The organism is Paracoccaceae bacterium (assembly GCA_033344815.1).
Lineage (GTDB): Bacteria > Pseudomonadota > Alphaproteobacteria > Rhodobacterales > Rhodobacteraceae > Roseobacter.
Window position 1 is genome coordinate 4,716,746 of the sequence record JAWPMR010000001.1, and the last position, 19,340, is coordinate 4,736,085.

Consider the following 19,340-nt stretch of genomic DNA (forward strand, 5'->3'; position numbering starts at 1 on the left):
CGCCCGGTCGGTTTTTAGATTACTTGTAGACGCGTTCCTGAACCTTATCGAGGCGGTTCAGAATGTCGTCGAGGTTGTCAGGGATCACCATGAATTCCTGAAGACCCTGCATGGCTTCGGCTGCCATTTCCGCCGGGTAGTCACGGTCAAAGAACTGCGCAACACCGCCCGGAGAATTGGAGGACAGCATTTCAAATCCCTCGTTGAGGAACTTGTCATCATCCACGGAGGCCGAGGCATTCACCGGCAATTGGCCAAGGTTCGCGCCGTTGTTGATCTCGGTCTGAACATCCGCTGAAACCGCAAAGCGCAGGAATTCACGCGCGGCTTCCTTGTTGGAGGCATTGGCCGGGATGTGGAACGTGTCTGTTGGAGCGTCTTCGGCCAGGGCCACATCCGGGTTGATCGCCGGGAACTGGTAGAAGTCCAGCTGATCGTCCGTCAGGCCCGCTTCGCGCAGCGGCGCGACGGCAAAGTTACCCATAAGATAGGCCGCAGCTTCGCCATTGACCATGAAGGGCAGGGCTTCTTGCCAGGAGTAATTCTGGTGGTTTTCCAGAAATGCCCCCATGTCGATGAGTTCGCGCCAGTTGGCGAAGGTTGCGCGCACGCGGTCATCGGTCCATTTCACGTTACCTGCGGCCAGATCCATGTGGAAATCAAACCCGTTGGTGCGCATATTGAGATAGTCAAACCAGCCGCCCGCCGTCCACAGGAACTTGGAGCCGATGGTGTAGCAGGCACGACCCGAATCGATGATCGCCTGACAGTTGGATTTCATCTCGTCAAAATTCGTCGGCTCAGACAGGCCCAGCTCTGCGTAGATGTCTTTGCGATAGTAGATGCCCCACTGGTAGTAGGTGTAAGGCACGCCCCATTGTTTGCCATCAATCGTCATCGCGCCCTTCGTGGAGGCGAGGTTGTCGGCAATCGCAGGCTCCGCCCAGAGGTCAGAAACATCCTCAAACAATCCAGCAGACACATAGGGTGTCATGCGGTTGGCCGCATACCATGTGGCCACATCCGGGCTGTCCGCCGTCAGGAAGTTACGGATCTGCGTTTTATAGGCTTCGCGGTCGATCACTGTGGTCTCGATGGTGAGGCCGGGGTGCAGCGCGCCGAAATCGCCGATCATCTTCTCCATCGTTGCGCGCGGCGCGGGGTTGGAGGTGTCGAGGAAAATTTTCAGATCGCCCGTCAGCTCTGCATGAGCCGTGCCGGCAAGCATGGTTGATCCGGCCAATGCCAAAGCCATTGAAGTGGTGGTGAAACGCATGGTGTCCTCCCTAGGGTGCGTGTCCAGATATGAAACTGTTTTTGGTTCCATTATTTGAAACCGAGTTTTATATATTGAAAACTACACTGCAATCTGCATAGACTGTCAACAGTGTTCTTTGGGAAACTGGCGAACACGTCTGGCGCTCCGGGAGGCGGTTCTGGGTTTAAGCACATGATGTTTAAGCAAAGTTCCGAAAGGTGAGGGTCTGACAGGATAGGGAGGTGAGAGCATATGTCTGGGGACGGAACCGTTGGCAAAGCGCTGGATGTGCTGGACCAGGTGGCGGCCTATGGGCGTCCCGTGCGGTTTGGAACCCTGTTGGAAGCCAGCGATTTCCCCAAGGCAACGCTCTATCGGTTTTTGCAAACGCTGACCTCGCAGGGGATGCTGTCCTATGATCCGGACCGTCAGACCTATAGTCTTGGCGTGCGTCTGGTGCGTCTGGCCCATGCGGCCTGGACCCAAAGTTCACTGGCCCCGATTGCCCGACCGTTCATTGACCGACTAAGTGCGGAGACCGGGCAGACGGTGCATCTGGCACAGCTGGACAACGCGCAGGTACTTTACGTGGACAAGCGCAACGCAACGCAGCCCATCGAGATGTATAGCGACGCGGGCAAGGTTGGCCCGGCCTATTGCACCGGGGTCGGCAAGGCGATGATGGCCTTTATCCCCGAAGCGGATCTGGCGCGCGTGATCGCGCAGCAATCGTTTCACCGCTTTACCGAGCACACCTATACCACGCCGGAAGCCTTATGCGCCGAGCTTGAGGCGATTCGGGAGCGCGGGTATGCCTTTGACCGCGAGGAACATGAGCCGGGCATCATCTGCATCGCGCAACCTATTCTGACGGATCGCGGCCGCATTCTGGGCGCCATGTCCATTACGGCTTCGCTGGAAACCACCACACTCACACAACTCGAAACCTGGGCTCCGCGACTGGCGCGGACCGCCGAGGCCATTGCCGAAGAGGCACAGGCCTGGCGTTTCCCGGACTCACATCTTCCACCAACAGACCTTCAACATACAGGGACATAAAACAATGACCGGTGTCACGCTGAACGATGCGATCAAACGCTATGGCGACGTACAAGTAATCCACGGTGTCGATCTTCAGGTCGAAGACGGGGAATTTTGTGTTTTTGTCGGCCCGTCGGGCTGCGGGAAATCCACGTTGCTGAGGATGATTGCGGGCCTGGAAGAAACCAGCGACGGGCAGATCCACATCGGGCCGCGCGATGTGACGCGCATGGACCCTTCCGAGCGCGGTGTGGCGATGGTGTTCCAGACCTATGCGCTTTACCCGCATATGACGGTCAAGGAGAACATGGGGTTTGGCTTGAAGATGAACGGTTTTCCCAAAGCGGAGATCGATCAGAAGGTAAAAGCGGCCTCTGATGTTCTGAAGCTGGAGGAATATCTGACCCGTAAACCGGCGGCCTTGTCGGGCGGACAACGCCAACGCGTCGCCATTGGACGCGCGATTGTGCGCGGGCCGGAAGTGTTCCTGTTTGATGAACCGCTGTCCAATCTGGACGCCGAGTTGCGTGTGGAGATGCGGGTGGAAATCGCCCGGCTGCACAAGGAAATTGGCGCCACGATGATTTATGTGACCCATGATCAGGTCGAGGCGATGACGCTGGCGGATAAGATCGTCGTGCTGCGCGCTGGGCGCATTGAGCAGGTCGGCGCGCCGCTGGATCTATATCGCAACCCGGACAATAAATTTGTGGCAGGCTTCATCGGATCACCGGCGATGAATTTCCTGGAAGGGGTCGTGGGCGAGGGCGGCGTTGAGGTCGCAGCGCTGGGTCGCAGTGTGGCGGTCACGGCGGATTTGCCAGCCATCGGCACAAAGGTATCCTTGGGCATTCGCCCCGAGCATCTTGAGGTGCACATCGGCAAAGGTGATTTGCACGCGGACCTGTCCGAGGCGCTGGGCGGGGTGTCGTATTTGCATTTGGTGGCTGGCACGGGCGAACGCATCATTGCCGAAGAACGCGGCGACATTCGGGCCAAAGCAGGGGACACCGTGGACATCAGTTTTGAGCCACACCGTGCGATGGTCTTTGCCCATGACAGTGGTTTGCGCATCCGTTAGGCAGTTTTGCGGGATCACAGCGCCGACGTGAATATATTTTAGGTTTAAAATATTTTTACTTGAAGCAAATTGCGACTCACCCTAACCTTTTCTTCAAAGGGCGGTGCGCAATGTGCCTGTCCGGCAGGAGACGGTTCTGGTGATGGCGCAGGCGTTTTGGAGAGTTTTGAGCACGCATCGCGCGGCGTCCGGCGCGCATGCGCAGATTCGTATCAGAGCGCGCAATTATTCGATTTGTGATATTTTTCGTACTTTTACGGGCGCTGCCGTGCGTGAAATGGGATGGAATTTTCAGGCGACCCTGGCGGTTTTGGGGCGTCTCGCACGTCGATGGGTTGCGGTGTGGCTGGGCCAGTCGAGCCGTCACATGGGGGCGCGGTGATGTTGTTTGCTTCTGCTCACAGCGACAGTTTCGCGCGGGATAATCTGCCCCCACAAGACACATGGCCCGACCTTTTGCTGGAGGGTTTTGACTATCCCGAACGCTTGAATGCCGCTGTTGAACTGACAGATGCGATGGTTGCGCGCGGGTTCGGGGACAACACAGCGCTGATCGGCAACGGGCGCAGGCGGACCTATAAGGAGCTTAGCGATTGGACCAATCGTCTGGCCCATGTGCTGGTCGATGATCTTGGGGTGAAACCGGGCAACCGGGTGCTGATCCGTTCGGCAAATAATCCTGCCATGGTGGCCTGCTGGCTGGCCGCAACCAAAGCAGGCGCCGTGGTGGTCAATACCATGCCGATGCTGCGCGCAAGTGAGTTGAGCAAGATCGTGGACAAGGCTGAGATCAGCCACGCGCTCTGTGACACGCGCTTGATGGATGAAATGACCGCCTGCGCCAAGACCAGCGCGTTTGTGAAATCCGTGGTCGGTTTTGATGGCACCTCCAACCATGATGCGGAACTGGACCGGCTTGCGCTGGAAAAACCGGTGCAATTTGAGGCCGTTGCCACATCGCAGGATGACGTCGCCCTTTTGGGGTTTACGTCGGGCACCACTGGGGATGCCAAAGCGACGATGCATTTTCACCGCGATTTGCTGATCATCGCGGACGGTTATGCGCGCGAGGTGCTGGGCGTGGTGCCGCAGGATGTTTTTGTCGGATCTCCGCCTTTGGCTTTTACCTTCGGGTTGGGCGGGCTTGCGATTTTCCCACTGCGGTTTGGCGCGGCGGCGACGCTGCTGGAAACAGCCTCCCCACCCAATATGATCGAGATCATCGAGAAATACCGCGCGACGGTTTGTTTCACCGCACCCACAGCGTACCGCGCCATGCTGGCCGCGATGGAGACTGGCGCGGATCTCAGCAGTCTGCGCGCCGCGGTCTCTGCGGGTGAAACCTTGCCCGCACCGGTCTATCAGGACTGGCAGGACAAGACCGGCAAACCCATGCTCGACGGGATCGGGGCGACGGAGCTTTTGCATATTTTTGTGACCAATCGCTTTGATGATCACAAAGCGGCGTGTACCGGCAAACCGGTGCGCGGCTATGAGGCGCGGGTGATCGATGCGCGCGGCAAGGAGGCCCCGCGCGGCACCGTGGGCCGTCTGGCCGTGCGCGGGCCGACGGGGTGCCGGTATCTGGCGGACGCGCGACAGGCCACGTACGTGCAGGATGGTTGGAACATCACCGGCGACAGTTTTTCCATGGACGAAGATGGGTATCTGCATTTTGCCGCGCGCAACGATGATATGATCATTTCGGCCGGGTATAACATCGCCGGCCCCGAAGTGGAGGCCGCACTGTTATCCCACGCGGCGGTGCGTGAATGTGCCGTGGTGGGTGCCGCCGACGAGACGCGTGGGGCGATCGTTGAAGCGCATATTGTTCTGAACAATGAAATTGAGGGCAGCGACAGTCTCATCACGCAGTTACAGGATCATGTGAAGGGTGAAATCGCGCCATATAAGTACCCGCGGCGTGTGGTTTTTCGTGAGAGCCTGCCCAAAACCGCGACGGGCAAGATCCAGCGCTTTGCCCTGAGGGAAAAGACATGAGTGACACGCCGTCCGAGGGGGCGAAAATGGATTTCGCTACGGATATGTCCTATGGAGATTATCTGCGGCTCGACCCGATTTTGGATGCGCAACACCCGTTGTCAGACGCCCATGACGAGATGTTGTTCATCGTGCAGCATCAGACGTCCGAGTTATGGATGCGGCTGGCGATCCACGAGTTGGAGGCGGCGCGGTCGGCGATCCAGAAGGGGGAGTTGCGCCCCGCCTTCAAGATGCTGGCGCGTGTGGCGCGGATTTTTGAGCAACTCAACGGCGCCTGGGATGTGTTGCGCACCATGACGCCCAGCGAATACACCGCGTTTCGCCCGTCGCTTGGCAATTCATCGGGGTTTCAGTCGCATCAATATCGGTTGATTGAGTTTATTTTAGGCAATCGCAATGCGGGATTGATGAAACTCCATGCGCATAAGGAAGCGGCCACGGTGGCTTTGAGCGGGGAGTTGGCACAGCCCTCGCTCTATCAGGTCGCGCTTGATCTGTTGGGGCAACGATTTGACACGTCGGGTCTTGCCGGGCCTGTGGCGGAAACCGCTTGGCAAGCACGCAGCGATATTCAGGAGCTGTGGCAAAAGGTTTATGAGGACCCTGAAACCTATTGGGAAATTTATGAGCTGGCGGAAAAGCTGGTGGATCTGGAAGACTATTTCCGGCGCTGGCGCTTTAATCATGTGACCACGGTAGAGCGCATCATTGGGTTCAAACGTGGCACCGGGGGCACGTCGGGTGTTGGCTATCTGCGCAAAATGCTGGAAGTTGAGCTGTTTCCGGAACTCTGGCACGTGAGAGGGGCCCTGTAAGTGGCAAATATACTGCGAAAAGAGGCGTTTATGCTGCCTGAGGGGATGGTTTACCTTGATGGTAATTCACTGGGGCCGATGCCGCGCGGCGTGCCGGACCACCTGTCGGGGATGTTGAATGACGAATGGGGCGCTTTGCTGATCAAGGGCTGGAACGCGGCGGGCTGGATGGATCAACCCACCCGCGTTGGCGACCAAGTGGGCCGTCTGATTGGCGCGCCTGCGGGATCGGTCGTGATGGGCGACACGCTGTCGATCAAGGTCTATCAGGCGGTGGCGGCGGGATTGAAAGTGCGCCCGAAACGTCGCGTGATCCTGTCGGACACCGGGAATTTCCCGACCGATCTCTATATGGTTGAGGGGCTGATCAAGACGCTCGATCAGGGCTATGAATTGCGCACGGTGGCACCTGAGGATGTGGCCGGCGCGATCACTGAAGAGGTCGCGGTGGTGATGCTGACGCAGGTGGATTACCGCACCGGGCGCATGCATGACATGAACGCGATCACGGCGGCGGCGCAGGCAAAAGGTGCGGTGATGCTCTGGGATCTGGCGCATTCGGCGGGGGCGGTGCCGGTGGATCTGGCCGCTTCAAAGGCTGAAATGGCCGTGGGCTGCACCTATAAATACCTGAACGGCGGGCCGGGGGCACCGGCGTTTATCTATGTGCGTCCCGATCTGGCGGACACCATCGAACCCGCGCTCAGCGGCTGGTTGGGTCATGATGCGCCATTTGATTTTGCGCTGCATTATGCGCCCGGCGCGGGGATTGAGCGCATGCGCGTCGGTACGCCGCCGGTGATGCAGATGAGCGCGCTGGAAGTCGCGTTGCGGCTCTGGGACGACGTGGATATGGATGACTTGCGCGTGGCCTCTGTGGCCTTGCAGGAACAATTCATTGCCGAGGTCGAGGCCCGTGTTCCGGCGCTGGAACTGGTCAGTCCGCGCGACCCGACCCTGCGTGGCAGTCAGGTGTCGTTCCGGTTTGAGCATGGGTTTGCCGCGATGCAGGCCTTGATTGCACAGGATGTGATTGGCGATTTCCGCGCGCCCGATATCATGCGGTTTGGCTTTACGCCGCTTTATCTGGATGGCGAAGATGTCAGCATTGCGGTTGACCGGATGGTCAAAGTAATGGACGAAAAGCTGTGGGATGATCCTAGGTACCGCACAAGGGGCCGGGTCACATAGACAATCTGCGGGCAGAACGCCCGGCACAAATAAAGAGGCCGAAAGCGCCTTGGACACCATGGGAGATACGAAATGAAAATGAGATCAATGATTTTGGCGGCTGGCTTGGCGGCTCTTGCGAGCGCCAGTTTCGCAGATGGGCATGGCGGCAAGGTAAAGGTTGGCATGATCACGACCCTGTCGGGCGGTGGCGCTGGCCTTGGCATTGATGTACGCGATGGCTTCATGCTGGCGGCCAAGATGGCCGGAAACGACAATCTGGAAGTGGTGATCGAGGACGATCAGCGCAAACCCGAAATCGCGGTGCAACTGGCGGATAAGATGATCCAATCCGAAAAGGTCGATGTGATGACCGGGATCATCTGGTCCAATCTGGCGATGGCCGTGGTGCCGGCGGCGACAGCACAGGGCAAGTTTTACCTCTCGCCCAATGCCGGGCCTTCGGCGTTGGCGGGCAAGGGGTGCCATCCGCTTTATTTCAACGTCGCGTGGCAGAATGACAACCTGCATGAGGCCGCCGGGGCCTATGCCAAGGAGATTGGATATACAAATTCTTTCATCCTCGCGCCAAATTATCCCGCCGGTCAGGATGCATTGACCGGGTACAAGCGCACCTATGGGGGCGAATTGGCCGGTGAGATTTACACCAAACTGGGCCAGACCGATTATGCCGCCGAGATCGCGCAGATCCGCGCGTCCGGAGCCGATAGTGTATTTTTCTTCCTGCCCGGTGGCATGGGGATTTCCTTCCTGAAACAATACGCAGGTTCCGGTGTGGACTTGCCGGTTGTGGGTCCGGCCTTCAGCTTTGATCAGGGCATTCTGCAGGCCGTGGGCGATGCCGCTTTGGGTGTGAAAAACACCAGCCAGTGGAACAAGGACATCGACAATGCCGCCAATAAGGCGTTCGTCGAGGGGTTTCAGGCGGAATACGGGCGTCTGCCTTCGCTCTATGCGAGCCAGGGATTTGACACCGCCAACCTGCTGCTGAGCGCGATGGGCAAGGCCGATGTCAAAGACGCCGATGCCTTCCGCGCGGCCCTTGCAGAGGCGGATTTTGCATCAGTGCGGGGTGATTTCAAGTTCGGCTCCAACCAGCACCCGATCCAGAACTTCTATGTGCGCGAAGTGATCAAGGAGGGCGATGTGTTCACCAACAAGATCATTTCAGCCAGCCTGACCGATCACGGTGATGCATACGCTGCGGAATGTTCCTACTGATCTGAGCGCTGCCCCGGTTTTGGGGCAGCATCCTTTCCTCTTGAGGCGACGCGCAGCAGCGCGCAGGCGGAGCTTTCATGTCCAGCATCCTGCTCATCGAACAGATCCTGAACGGCTTGCAGTTCGGCGTGATGCTGTTCCTCATGGCCGCTGGTTTGACGCTGATCTTTGGTGTTATGGGGCTGATCAACCTCGCGCATGGCTCGCTTTATATGGTCGGTGCTTTTGCGGCGGCGGCTGTGGCCGGGGCGACCGGGTCTTTTGTGCTCGCGCTCGCGGCCAGCCTTGTGGCAGCGGCAGCAGCAGGCGCCGTGGTCGAATTGGTAGTGATCCGTCGCCTTTATGACCGCGATCATCTGGATCAGGTGCTGGCAACCTTCGCGCTGATCCTGATCTTTTCCGAAGGCACGCGCTGGGTCTTTGGCTCCTTTCCTCTGTTTCTGGACATCCCGGCGGCACTGTCCGGGCCGGTCATGCTGCCCGGTGGCATCCAATATCCCGCATATCGTTTGCTGATCATCGCCATCGGGTTGTTGATTGCCTTTGGCCTGTTCCAACTGATCGCGCGCACCCGCATCGGTATTCAGATCCGCGCCGGAGAAAGTGATCGCGAAATGATCGCGGCCCTCGGCGTGGATATTTCCAAACTCTACACCATCGTCTTTGCCCTCGGCGCGGGCCTCGCTGGTCTCGCGGGTGCGTTGGTTGGTGCGATCCAATCGGTGCAGGTGGGCATGGGCGAACCGGTGCTGATCCTCGCTTTCGTGGTGATCGTGATTGGTGGGATCGGCTCGATCAAGGGGGCCTTGGTGGGGGCTTTGCTGGTCGGGCTGACCGACACGCTGGGCGGTGTGCTGTTGCCGATCCTGTTTGGCGCTTTCATGGAACCGTCTTCGGCCACGGTTGTCGGCTCCTCGCTGGCCTCCATGTCGATCTACATTCTGATGGCGGGGGTTTTACTGTTCAAGCCCACCGGCCTTTACGGGCGTGCCTGAGATGGGCCGCGCTTCCCTCATAAACCTCGTATTGTTCGCCATGCTGCCTGTCACGGCGTTGATCGCGCTGATGTTGGATGAGCCTTTCATCATCACGCTCACGACCAAGGTTGCCATTCTGGCACTGGCTGGGGTGGGGCTGAACATCGCACTGGGGCTCGGGGGGCTGGTCAGCCTCGGACATGCGGCGTTTTTCGGGATCGGCGGCTATGCCATGGGCATCCTCGCCCATCACGCGCAGACCTATACCCCCTTGATGGAGGCCCCCTTTCTGCTGGAGGGCAGCAATTCGATGCCCTTGATCTGGCTGGTCGCGGTGATCACAGGTGCCTTGGCCGCACTGGCCATTGGCGCGCTGTCCTTGCGCACCTCGGGTGTCTATTTCATCATGATCACGCTCGCTTTTGGTCAAATGCTTTACTATTTCGCGATCAGCTGGCCCGCTTATGGCGGTGAAGACGGGCTGTCGATCTATGTACGCAACGGGTTTCCGGGTCTGAATACGCTGGTGCCGATCCAGTTTTTCGCGCTTTGTTTTATCGTGCTGGCTGTGGTGCTTTTTGGCGTCGGGCGTCTGGCCGCATCGCCCTTTGGGCTGGCGCTGGCGGGCGCGCGGCAAAACCCGGAACGCGTGGAAACCGTCGGCTTGTCGCCCTATCGTTTGCGCCTTCTGGCCTTCGTGATCTCGGGCGCCATCACCGCACTGGCAGGCGCGCTCTTTGCCGATCTCAACCGTTTTGTCAGCCCCACCATGCTCAGCTGGCACATGTCGGGCGAGATCATGATCTTTGTCATTCTGGGCGGGGTCGGGCGCTTGTTTGGCCCGGTGGCGGGGGCTGCGCTGTTCATCCTGCTGGAACATGTCTTGGGCGGATTGTCTGATTTTTGGCATGTCTATCTGGGCATATTGCTGCTGCTGGTGGTGCTCTTTGCGCGCGGCGGGCTGATCGGCACCCTGGCCGGGCGGGAGGTTGCGCATGACTGAGGCCTTGTTGAATATCAAAGGCTTGCGCAAATCCTTTGGTGCGCTGATGGCCACAGATGACGTTAACTTGACGCTCAATCCCGGCGAAATCCACGCCCTGATCGGTCCCAACGGCGCGGGTAAATCAACCCTGATCAAACAGGTGGCGGGGGGGCTGACCCCGGACGCAGGTCAGGTGTGGTTTGACGGGCGCGATGTCACGCCTCTGGATACGGTGGCGCGGGCGCGTGCCGGGCTGGGGCGAACGTTTCAGATCTCCTCACTCGCGATGGAATATACCGTTTTGCAAAACGCGGTGCTGGGGGCTTTGGGCGCGCGCGGCACGGTCTGGCGCTTTTTCAAGCCGGTGATGAAGGATGGCGAGTTGCGCGCGGTGGCGGAAGCGGCCCTGGAACGCGTCGGGCTGATGGATCACCGTGACAAGCGTACCGCAGACCTCAGCCACGGTCAGCGCCGCCTGTTGGAAGTCGCCGTGGCGCTGACGTTACAGCCGCGCGCGTTTTTGATGGATGAACCGATGGCGGGTCTGGGCGCGGGCGGGTCCAAGCGGCTCACCGGTTTCCTCGATGGGCTGCGCCGTGAAGCGCCCATTCTGCTGGTGGAACATGACATGGACGCGGTTTTTGCGCTGGCGGATCGGATTTCCGTGCTGGTCTATGGTAAGGTCATTGCGACCGGATCCGCAGCTGAGATCAAGGCCAACCGTGACGTGCGCGAAGCCTATCTGGGCGAGGAGGAGTCGATATGAGCTTCCTTGTGCTTGAGGGAATCGAGGCCTTCTATGGTCCCAGTCAGGCGCTTTTTGGCGTCGATCTGTCGCTGAAGGAAGGCGAGGTCTGCGCGCTGATGGGGCGCAACGGAATGGGGAAATCCTCAACGGTTAAAGTCATTTGCCGCTTGTTGAAACACGCGGGCGGAACGGTGCGCTTTGACGGGCATGACATTGGCAATTTACCCCCGCACAAAGCCGCGCAAGCGGGCATGGGGTTGGTGCCAGAAGGTCGGCGGTGTTTTCCCAATCTGACGGTCAATGAGAATCTGATCGCTGCAGCGCGCGCCGGGCACTGGGATTTCGCGCGCGTGACGGAGTTGTTTCCGCGCTTGGCGGAACGGCGCGATCAATCCGCCGCCTCGCTGTCGGGTGGGGAGCAACAAATGCTGGCCATTGGACGCGCGCTGATGACCAACCCGCGCCTGATGCTGTTGGATGAAGCGACCGAAGGGCTAGCCCCTGTGGTGCGGCAGGAAATCTGGGCCGCGCTGCGCCAGTTGAAATCGCAGACCGGCATGGCGCTGCTGGTGGTGGATAAATCGCTCGCAGAATTGCGCGGGGTGGCCGATCAGGCGGTGATTCTGGAGCGTGGTACCAGCGTCTGGGCCGGGGCGATGACAGAGATTACGGCGGGCGTGGCCGATCAGTATTTAGGCGTTTGACGCAGCCATTTCAGGAAAGGACAGCACATGCCGCATCAGATTATCCACCCGGAAGGTTGGAAACCGGCCAAGGGCTATGCCAACGGCATTTTGACAGAGGGGGGCACGCTTTATGTCGGCGGGCAGATCGGCTGGACCGCGGATCAGGTGTTTGAGGCGCGCGATTTCATCGGCCAGATGCGTCAGGCCTTGATGAACATCCGCGCCGTGGTCGAAGCCGCAGGCGGGAAGCCCGAGGATATCGCGCGCCTGACATGGTATGTGACGGATAAGGCTGAATATCTGGCGCATCAGGTCGAGGTCGGCGCCGCCTATCGTGACGTCTTCGGGCGGCATTTTCCGGCCATGACCATGGTTGTTGTGTCTGCCCTGGTCGAGGATCAAGCGCGCGTTGAAATCGAGGCCACGGCCGAAATTTCCCATTGAAATTTTAGGGCGTTGTGCCTGATATTTAGAGAGCGCGGCACACCGTGAAATGTCCTTTCTGCCGTAACGCGATCAGAAGTTGACCGGCACCAGCACGCGTCCTCCCACGCCTGAAAACAGAGGAATTTGTTTGCCATCTTTTGTTGTTGCAGCAGCAAAGGGCGGAGCCAGTTCCTTGCCCTTAAACTTCGCCATCGAAATATCGGGGGTCAGTCCGCACCCCTTGTTTCCCGCAGCGCCATGAATATGCGCCAGCGACAGGCGGTCGCCTTTGAAAGACGCATGTTTATAAGCAGCAACGACGCGTTTCGCACCGGCCTCACTTGTACACCAAACGAATAGGTTTTCTGCTCTGGCAGAGGTGGCAATTGAGATCGTCGCGATGGAAATCAAAAATGCAAATGCATGTTTCATCTAAAATACCTTTTTCAATCTAAACGGCGACAACGTTAATATAGCGTGCAAATTTTGCAACTTTCTTGGCGTTTTTCGCGGCGCAGAGGTTGGCGCAATTAACAGATGATGAAGTCCCAAAGCGCTGCTTTCGGCCCAAGTTTTGCGTCAGGCAGACCATCCAGAGGATGCGGACAGCCCGAAGCTTGGGGGCAAAATTGGGCTCGCCCAGATCAGGGAAGGTCTCCGGCAAACCAAGTGACCGTCCTCGCAAAGCAAGATGAAAAAAAGGCCCCGCCGGGAGAGCGGAGCCTTTTATTTTCATAAGGTTACATGTACCTTAGATGGCGATTTTTCCACCGCCCTGTTTCGTGACCACAACCACGGAGGGACGCGGTGGCATGGCGTCATCAAAGTCCGGCCAGCGTGTCGCAGGATCCTCGAATGTGGAATTGCGCTCAAACCCTTTGAAGTCCTTGGTGCCATCCGTGCCCGGGTGCTGCACCGCGAGGAACAGGGTTTCACCGCTGTCATGGAAATAGGGACCGCAAAGCTCACCGCCGACCGGGCAGCGGAAAAACAGCTTGGATGTTCCGCGCAGGTCGCCGTCGGTTTCCAGCCCGTAAAGACCGTCCGATTTCCCGGTTTTGCCCCAGCTGGAGCCCTGATCGGTGGAGATCCACAACCGCCCGTCCGTATCAAACGCGCAGTTGTCCGGAGAGCCGAACCAACCGTTTTCCGATGTTTCTGGGTTCCACTGCGCGCCAACCTCTTCAACGGTTGGATCACCGCATTTCACCAGAATTGACCATGTGCCGGTGGTGGAGGCATGATTGCCGTCGGCTTCCCTGATCTCGATGATGTGACCAAAGGAGCTTTCAGGCCGGGGGTTGGCAGCATTGACCTGATCTGCCTTGCGGCGGGTGTTGTTGGTCAACATGATGTAGGCCGTGCCGTTTGGACCGGGTTGTGCATCCTCGGGCCGGTCCATGGGGGTCGCACCCAGCAGATCGGCCGCGATACGCGTGTCGATCATCACATCCGCCTGGCTGTTGAAACCATTTTCGGCCGTCAGCGGCCCCTCACCATGCACCAGGGGCAACCAGGCGATGGTCCCATCCTCATCGAAACGCGCCACATAGAGCGTGCCATCTGACATCAACGGGCTGCCGAAGACGCTGTTTTCGTCTGTAACGGTGCCGCCTGAGACATATTTGTACTGATAATCAAAGCGGTTATCGTCACCCGAATAGACCACCAGATGACCGTCAGAGGATATGGTTGTTTCAGCCCCTTCGTGACGGAAACGCCCCATTGCCGTATGTTTGATCGGCTTGGCATCCGGGTTGCGCGGGTCGACCTCGACGATCCAGCCCCAACGGTTGGGTTCATTGGGTTCCTTGTCGATGTTCCAGCGGTCGTGATGCTGACCCCAGGCATACCAGCGCCCCGGTACGCCATAACGTTTCATGCCGACGGCTTCCGGTTGCGCAGAGACGTCGGGTTTATCCTCGCCATCCACCACATCGGTCCAAAAATACCCGTGGAAGTTTTCCTCCGCCATCAGATATGTGCCCCAGGGCGTCATACCTCCGGCGCAGTTGTTGACAGTGCCAATGACAGTCATGCCTTCTGGATCGGCGTTGGTTTTCATCCGGGCGTGGCCCGCAGCGGGGCCGTCGATGGTCATTTCCGTGTCCAGCGGCGTGATGCGGCGGTTATACTGGCTGTCCCGCACAAGTGCCCATTTGCCATCCGACCCTTGGGCAATTTCGACCACGGAACCACCATGGGCCGCCATTTCGATGTCCACGAGTTCCTTGGTCATGCCTTTGAAACCATCGCGGTCCTGACGTCCCAAACCGGGGAACATGACCTCTTCATTGGTGTACTCGTGGTTCACACAGAGCAAACCGCGCGTGCCTTCTTCATTCAGCGCGGTAAAACCAACGTAGTCGTTGTTATACCCGAACTGTTTCAGCTGCGCTTCGGCGGTCTGGTTCATCACGTCAAATTCGGGTGCATCCGCGGTGATCGGATCACCCCAGCGCAGCAGTACATCGGCGTTATACCCTTCCGCGACATGGTGCTTTTCATCATTGCCCCATGTCAGTTCGTCGAAATTGTAACGGCTGGCAGCACTGGCTGCGGCGGCCTGTTTTGGGGCAATCATGGCAGATGTGCCAAACAATGCGGTGGTCGCAGTCACGCCCAAAACGCCCTTGAGCATGTCGCGCCGGCCATAGCGACGGTTGATCACGTCCCCGATCGTGCGGCCCAGATTTGGGTTTGTCGGGATGTCGTCAAAAGCCTCATAGGCTTCTGCTTTATTGCCGATTGACGGGTCCTGGATGATGTCTTTGCGGTCCATTTGCTTCCTCGTGTTGGTGGCGATGTAAATGAAACGGTCGCAGTGGTGCGCCGTCTTTATGGGTCTGATATGGTCGGCCGATGTAACGGCACTGTGACGTCTCAGACTGATTTATTGGGTTTCCCGGGATGAGTGTAGCTGCAACTGAGGCGTGAAATCAAGTGAAAGCGGCGAGCAGATCAGGGATGTGCTTCTTGAAAGGGAAAAAGCCCTTTGTTGCCAAGGGCCAAGCCGCAGAATCATAAGGGCGTCGTATTGAGACGACAGACGGCGCGTTCGGATTTTTGCACAGGTTTGCGATGACTGCGGCAATCGGTCCCACAGGTGCATGGGCGGTTACGATCTGTTGCAGGTTCTGCGCATCGGCCCATGTGATGATGTCTTGCACTGTGGCGGTATTTTCGGGCGCGCCCCCAAGCTTGTCGCCCCAACGTGACGCGGTGTCCTTGAGCGCTGACCGTTGAAATGTCGCGATATGGGGCGCCGGGGTCAGGGGGCTGAACCCATTGCGCACCATCAGCGTGGCGGTGCAGGCCGGGCTCATGTGATCAAGGATGAAACCCGGGCTGAGGTCTTCGCAGTGCAGCAACAGACCGGTTCTGAGTGTTGGATCTGCTGTGGCGGCGGGCGGCAACGTCCCGGGCGCGGGATTGGATGGTGCCGCAAGAGCTTCGGCATGTGGCGCGAGATCTTTTGGCGTGAAACGGCCTTCCGTGTATTTTTCGATGTTGCTGGCGCGGGCGAGATAGGTTTTGCCAAGCGTTTGCTGGCCTGAGACCCACCGCCAGCTGAGCGTATTGGAGGCCGGATCCCCGTCAAGCAGATGGCGCAAAAAGAAATCAGCACCCAGGGCCCACGGCAGGCGCAGCGTGAAAACCCAGATGGATGCGAACCACATACGCGCGTGGTTGTGTAGATATCCGGTTTGCACAAGCTCCTGTCCCCAGGCGTCGAAACAATCAATACCAGTGGTTCCCAAACAGGCGCTTTCCCAGCGGGCGCGCAGCCCTGATTGGGTTTGCAAATTGTTGTGATCAGTTTGCAAAGTGGTCTGATACTGATCCCAGACGCCAGGTCTCAATTCCAGCCAGCCTTTCCAGTAGGTGCGCCAGAACACTTCCTGAATGAACTTTTCAGCCGCCTGCGGGCTGTGGCGCGCGAGCACGGAGGCCAGCACTTCGCTTTCGGTCATCAAGCGACATCGAAGGTAAGGGGAGAGGCCCGAAACACCACTGTGGCGTCCTGCCCCAAGGTCATAATTACGCCGGGCGGCATAGGTCCGCCCGGCATCCGGTAAAAATCGAGACAATCTTTCCAGGGCGGCCGTGCGGGTCGGTGTGAATGTTTCCAACGCGTTCATGGGCGGGCAGATAACGCAGTCCGTCGATTGTTCAATATGATTACCTAAGATTGAACCGGTCCCCCTTGCAGCCCCCGTTTGGCAATACTAAGCTTTGGGTAACGGTTCGCGGAGTATGGTCTTGGCGAACACCAACGAACAGGCATCCCTCATGAACGATCCCATCGACACCTATATGAATCTTGTCCCCATGGTTGTGGAACAAACCAGCCGGGGCGAGCGCGCGTATGATATCTTCTCGCGCCTCCTGAAAGAGCGGATCATTTTCCTGTCTGGTCCCGTGCATGACGGTATGTCGCAACTCATCGTGGCACAATTGTTGCATCTTGAAGCGGAAAACCCGTCCAAGGAAATCAGCATGTATATCAACTCGCCGGGCGGTGTCGTGACCTCCGGCCTGTCGATCTATGACACCATGCAATACATCAAACCCAAGGTATCGACTCTGGTGATCGGGCAGGCGGCTTCCATGGGATCGCTGCTTTTGACGGCAGGTGAGACAGGCATGCGGTTTTCTTTGCCCAACTCCCGCGTCATGGTGCATCAGCCTTCTGGCGGGTATCAGGGGCAGGCCACGGACATCATGATCCACGCGCAAGAGACCCAGAAACTTAAGACTCGCCTGAACGAGATTTACGTCAAGCACACCGGTCAAACCCTTAAAAAGGTTGAAGATGCGCTGGAGCGTGACAACTTCATGTCACCGGAAGAGGCGCAAAAATTTGGTCTGATTGACGAGATCGTGGAGAGCCGCGGCAAGGAAGATGACGACACGAAATAGGCTTTGAGGTCCACGGTCAGTTTACCAATTAGCGATTGTGGACCTGAAAACGCTGGCCTAAGCTGAGATGAGAGTATCGAACGCCGCGCCATGCGGGGCGACACAGATGACACGCGAGACCTGAAAGAGTTGACTATGGCTACGAATTCGACGGGCGACAGCAAGAACACGTTATACTGCAGCTTCTGTGGCAAGAGCCAGCATGAGGTGCGCAAACTGATTGCTGGCCCAACCGTCTTTATCTGTGATGAGTGTGTTGAGCTCTGCATGGATATCATTCGCGAGGAGACCAAGGCATCAGGCCTGAAGGCCACCGATGGGGTTCCGACACCGAAAGATATTTGTGAGGTTCTGGATGACTACGTTATTGGTCAGGCCACGGCAAAACGGGTGTTGTCGGTTGCTGTGCACAATCACTACAAACGGCTGAACCATGCCCAGAAGGGCGGCGATATTGAGCTGGCAAAGTCCAATATCCTGCTGATCGGGCCCACGGGCTGCGGTAAGACACTTCTGGCACAGACTTTGGCGCGCATCCTTGATGTACCGTTCACAATGGCTGACGCCACGACCCTCACAGAAGCGGGTTATGTGGGCGAAGACGTCGAAAACATCATCCTCAAATTGCTGCAGGCCTCTGAATATAACGTGGAGCGTGCGCAACGTGGCATCGTGTACATCGACGAGGTGGACAAGATTACGCGTAAATCTGAAAACCCGTCCATCACCCGCGACGTGTCGGGCGAGGGCGTTCAGCAAGCGCTTTTGAAACTGATGGAAGGCACCGTGGCCTCTGTCCCGCCGCAGGGCGGGCGCAAGCATCCCCAGCAGGAATTCCTGCAGGTGGATACAACCAATATCCTGTTTATCTGTGGCGGCGCCTTTGCCGGCTTGGATAAAATCATTGCGGCGCGCGGCAAAGGGTCCGCCATGGGCTTTGGGGCCGATGTGCGAGACAATGATGTGCGCGGGGTTGGTGAGATCTTCACGGATCTGGAGCCAGAAGATCTGCTGAAATTTGGGCTGATCCCGGAATTCGTCGGGCGTCTGCCGGTTCTGGCCACGCTGGAAGACCTCGATGAGGATGCGCTGGTCACAATTCTGACGCAGCCAAAGAATGCTTTGGTCAAACAATACCAGCGCCTGTTTGAGCTGGAAGACACGCAACTTACCTTTACGGATGATGCGCTGTCCGCCATTGCCAAACGCGCGATTGAACGCAAGACCGGCGCGCGAGGATTGCGCTCCATTCTGGAAGATATCCTGCTGGATACCATGTTTGACCTTCCGGGACTGGAGAGTGTCAATGAGGTGGTCGTGAACGAAGAGGCGGTTGTCTCCGAGGCAGCACCTTTGATGATTCATTCAGACGCAGACAAAGAGCCTGCCACCGCAGGCTGACCGCACCAACAATGATCTGAAAGGCTGGCCACTTGGTCGGCCTTTCTGCTTTTTCCAAATGATGGCGATGACATATCGGGCGCGCGCCGCCGCGATACGGAAAGCCGTTTTACACTTCAGGAGTGGAGCCTGCTGATGACCTTGCACCGCATCAAATCCGGCGGCGTATTCGAGGAGAAAATCGGGTATTGCCGGGCGGTTGTGGCTGGGGGCTGGGTACATGTCGCCGGCACAACGGGGCAGGGCGATACCGTTGAGGAACAATGTAAATCGGCGCTGGATACGATTGCGCAGGCGCTGAAAACCGCCGGATGCGATTTCACACATGTTGTTCGCGTCACTTACATGCTTCCGGACCGCGCGGAGTTTGAAGCCTGCTGGCCGATACTTGCAGAGACCTTTGGCCGCAACCCGCCCGCGGCCACGATGATAGAATGCGGTCTGATTGACCCCAGGTTTCGCATCGAAATCGAAGTGACCGCGCTTGTGCCGGAATAACCTGAGGAAAGCTGCTGGACGCGACGCATCCATCTGGACGTTTCATCCACAATCCGGCATATGTAACGCATTGATGCACTGGAGG

General features: G+C 58.1%; 19 protein-coding genes. 15 read left to right on the forward strand and 4 right to left on the reverse strand.

Going from position 1 to position 19,340, the window contains the following annotated elements; translation table 11 throughout:
* Positions 1-19: 19 nt before the first annotated feature.
* Positions 20-1,276: an ABC transporter substrate-binding protein gene (locus R8G34_21850; GenBank protein ID MDW3225501.1), complete on the reverse strand. Its 1,257-nt coding sequence runs from the start codon at positions 1,274-1,276 to the stop codon at positions 20-22.
* Positions 1,277-1,510: 234 nt separating this feature from the next.
* Between R8G34_21850 and R8G34_21855 the strand changes: the two genes are divergently transcribed.
* From R8G34_21855 to R8G34_21910, 12 genes are all read left to right on the forward strand, one after another.
* A complete protein-coding gene (locus tag R8G34_21855) occupies positions 1,511-2,317 on the forward strand; it encodes an IclR family transcriptional regulator (protein MDW3225502.1) in 807 nt (268 codons plus the stop codon).
* 4 nt (positions 2,318-2,321) lie between these two features.
* Positions 2,322-3,380: a sn-glycerol-3-phosphate ABC transporter ATP-binding protein UgpC gene (gene ugpC, locus R8G34_21860; GenBank protein MDW3225503.1), complete on the forward strand. Its 1,059-nt coding sequence runs from the start codon at positions 2,322-2,324 to the stop codon at positions 3,378-3,380.
* A 103-nt stretch (positions 3,381-3,483) separates the two neighbouring features.
* Positions 3,484-3,762, forward strand: a complete 279-nt coding sequence (locus R8G34_21865; GenBank protein MDW3225504.1) for a hypothetical protein — start codon at positions 3,484-3,486, stop codon at positions 3,760-3,762.
* The gene (locus R8G34_21870; GenBank protein ID MDW3225505.1) at positions 3,762-5,381 is read left to right on the forward strand and encodes an AMP-binding protein; all 1,620 of its coding nucleotides are present in this window, start codon (positions 3,762-3,764) and stop codon (positions 5,379-5,381) included. Before R8G34_21865 ends, R8G34_21870 begins: the two co-directional genes overlap by 1 nt.
* Entirely contained in the window at positions 5,378-6,199 is an 822-nt protein-coding gene (locus R8G34_21875) for a tryptophan 2,3-dioxygenase family protein (GenBank protein ID MDW3225506.1), read from the forward strand. Before R8G34_21870 ends, R8G34_21875 begins: the two co-directional genes overlap by 4 nt.
* A 30-nt stretch (positions 6,200-6,229) precedes the next feature.
* Complete coding sequence (kynU, locus tag R8G34_21880) at positions 6,230-7,390, forward strand: kynureninase (GenBank protein MDW3225507.1); 1,161 nt, start codon at positions 6,230-6,232, stop codon at positions 7,388-7,390.
* 72 nt (positions 7,391-7,462) lie between these two features.
* Positions 7,463-8,611: an ABC transporter substrate-binding protein gene (locus R8G34_21885; protein MDW3225508.1), complete on the forward strand. Its 1,149-nt coding sequence runs from the start codon at positions 7,463-7,465 to the stop codon at positions 8,609-8,611.
* Positions 8,612-8,688: 77 nt separating this feature from the next.
* Positions 8,689-9,606, forward strand: coding sequence for a branched-chain amino acid ABC transporter permease (locus tag R8G34_21890; GenBank protein MDW3225509.1), 918 nt, complete (start codon positions 8,689-8,691; stop codon positions 9,604-9,606).
* Between the two features lies 1 nt (position 9,607).
* Entirely contained in the window at positions 9,608-10,591 is a 984-nt protein-coding gene (locus R8G34_21895) for a branched-chain amino acid ABC transporter permease (protein ID MDW3225510.1), read from the forward strand.
* Positions 10,584-11,339 (forward strand): ABC transporter ATP-binding protein, encoded by a 756-nt coding sequence (locus tag R8G34_21900; protein ID MDW3225511.1) that lies wholly within the window; start codon positions 10,584-10,586, stop codon positions 11,337-11,339. The genes R8G34_21895 and R8G34_21900 overlap by 8 nt, the downstream gene beginning before the upstream one ends.
* Positions 11,336-12,025 (forward strand): ABC transporter ATP-binding protein, encoded by a 690-nt coding sequence (locus R8G34_21905; protein ID MDW3225512.1) that lies wholly within the window; start codon positions 11,336-11,338, stop codon positions 12,023-12,025. Before R8G34_21900 ends, R8G34_21905 begins: the two co-directional genes overlap by 4 nt.
* 27 nt (positions 12,026-12,052) lie before the next feature.
* Positions 12,053-12,451, forward strand: a complete 399-nt coding sequence (locus R8G34_21910; protein ID MDW3225513.1) for a RidA family protein — start codon at positions 12,053-12,055, stop codon at positions 12,449-12,451.
* A 72-nt stretch (positions 12,452-12,523) separates the two neighbouring features.
* Here R8G34_21910 and R8G34_21915 read toward each other — a convergent pair whose 3' ends face one another.
* The 3 genes from R8G34_21915 to R8G34_21925 all read right to left on the reverse strand — a co-directional run bounded on the left by R8G34_21915 (position 12,524) and on the right by R8G34_21925 (position 16,575).
* Positions 12,524-12,865 (reverse strand): hypothetical protein, encoded by a 342-nt coding sequence (locus R8G34_21915; protein ID MDW3225514.1) that lies wholly within the window; start codon positions 12,863-12,865, stop codon positions 12,524-12,526.
* A 319-nt stretch (positions 12,866-13,184) separates the two neighbouring features.
* On the reverse strand, positions 13,185-15,215 hold the full coding sequence (locus R8G34_21920) for a PhoX family phosphatase (protein ID MDW3225515.1): 2,031 nt from the start codon (positions 15,213-15,215) through the stop codon (positions 13,185-13,187).
* Positions 15,216-15,372: 157 nt separating this feature from the next.
* Positions 15,373-16,575 (reverse strand): FAD-binding domain-containing protein, encoded by a 1,203-nt coding sequence (locus tag R8G34_21925; protein MDW3225516.1) that lies wholly within the window; start codon positions 16,573-16,575, stop codon positions 15,373-15,375.
* Positions 16,576-16,726: 151 nt separating this feature from the next.
* Between R8G34_21925 and R8G34_21930 the strand changes: the two genes are divergently transcribed.
* From R8G34_21930 to R8G34_21940, 3 genes are all read left to right on the forward strand, one after another.
* The gene (locus tag R8G34_21930) at positions 16,727-17,356 is read left to right on the forward strand and encodes an ATP-dependent Clp protease proteolytic subunit (GenBank protein MDW3225517.1); all 630 of its coding nucleotides are present in this window, start codon (positions 16,727-16,729) and stop codon (positions 17,354-17,356) included.
* A gap of 135 nt (positions 17,357-17,491) precedes the next feature.
* Complete coding sequence (gene clpX, locus R8G34_21935) at positions 17,492-18,757, forward strand: ATP-dependent Clp protease ATP-binding subunit ClpX (GenBank protein MDW3225518.1); 1,266 nt, start codon at positions 17,492-17,494, stop codon at positions 18,755-18,757.
* A 135-nt stretch (positions 18,758-18,892) separates the two neighbouring features.
* Positions 18,893-19,255, forward strand: a complete 363-nt coding sequence (locus R8G34_21940) for a RidA family protein (GenBank protein MDW3225519.1) — start codon at positions 18,893-18,895, stop codon at positions 19,253-19,255.
* Positions 19,256-19,340: the final 85 nt, after the last annotated feature.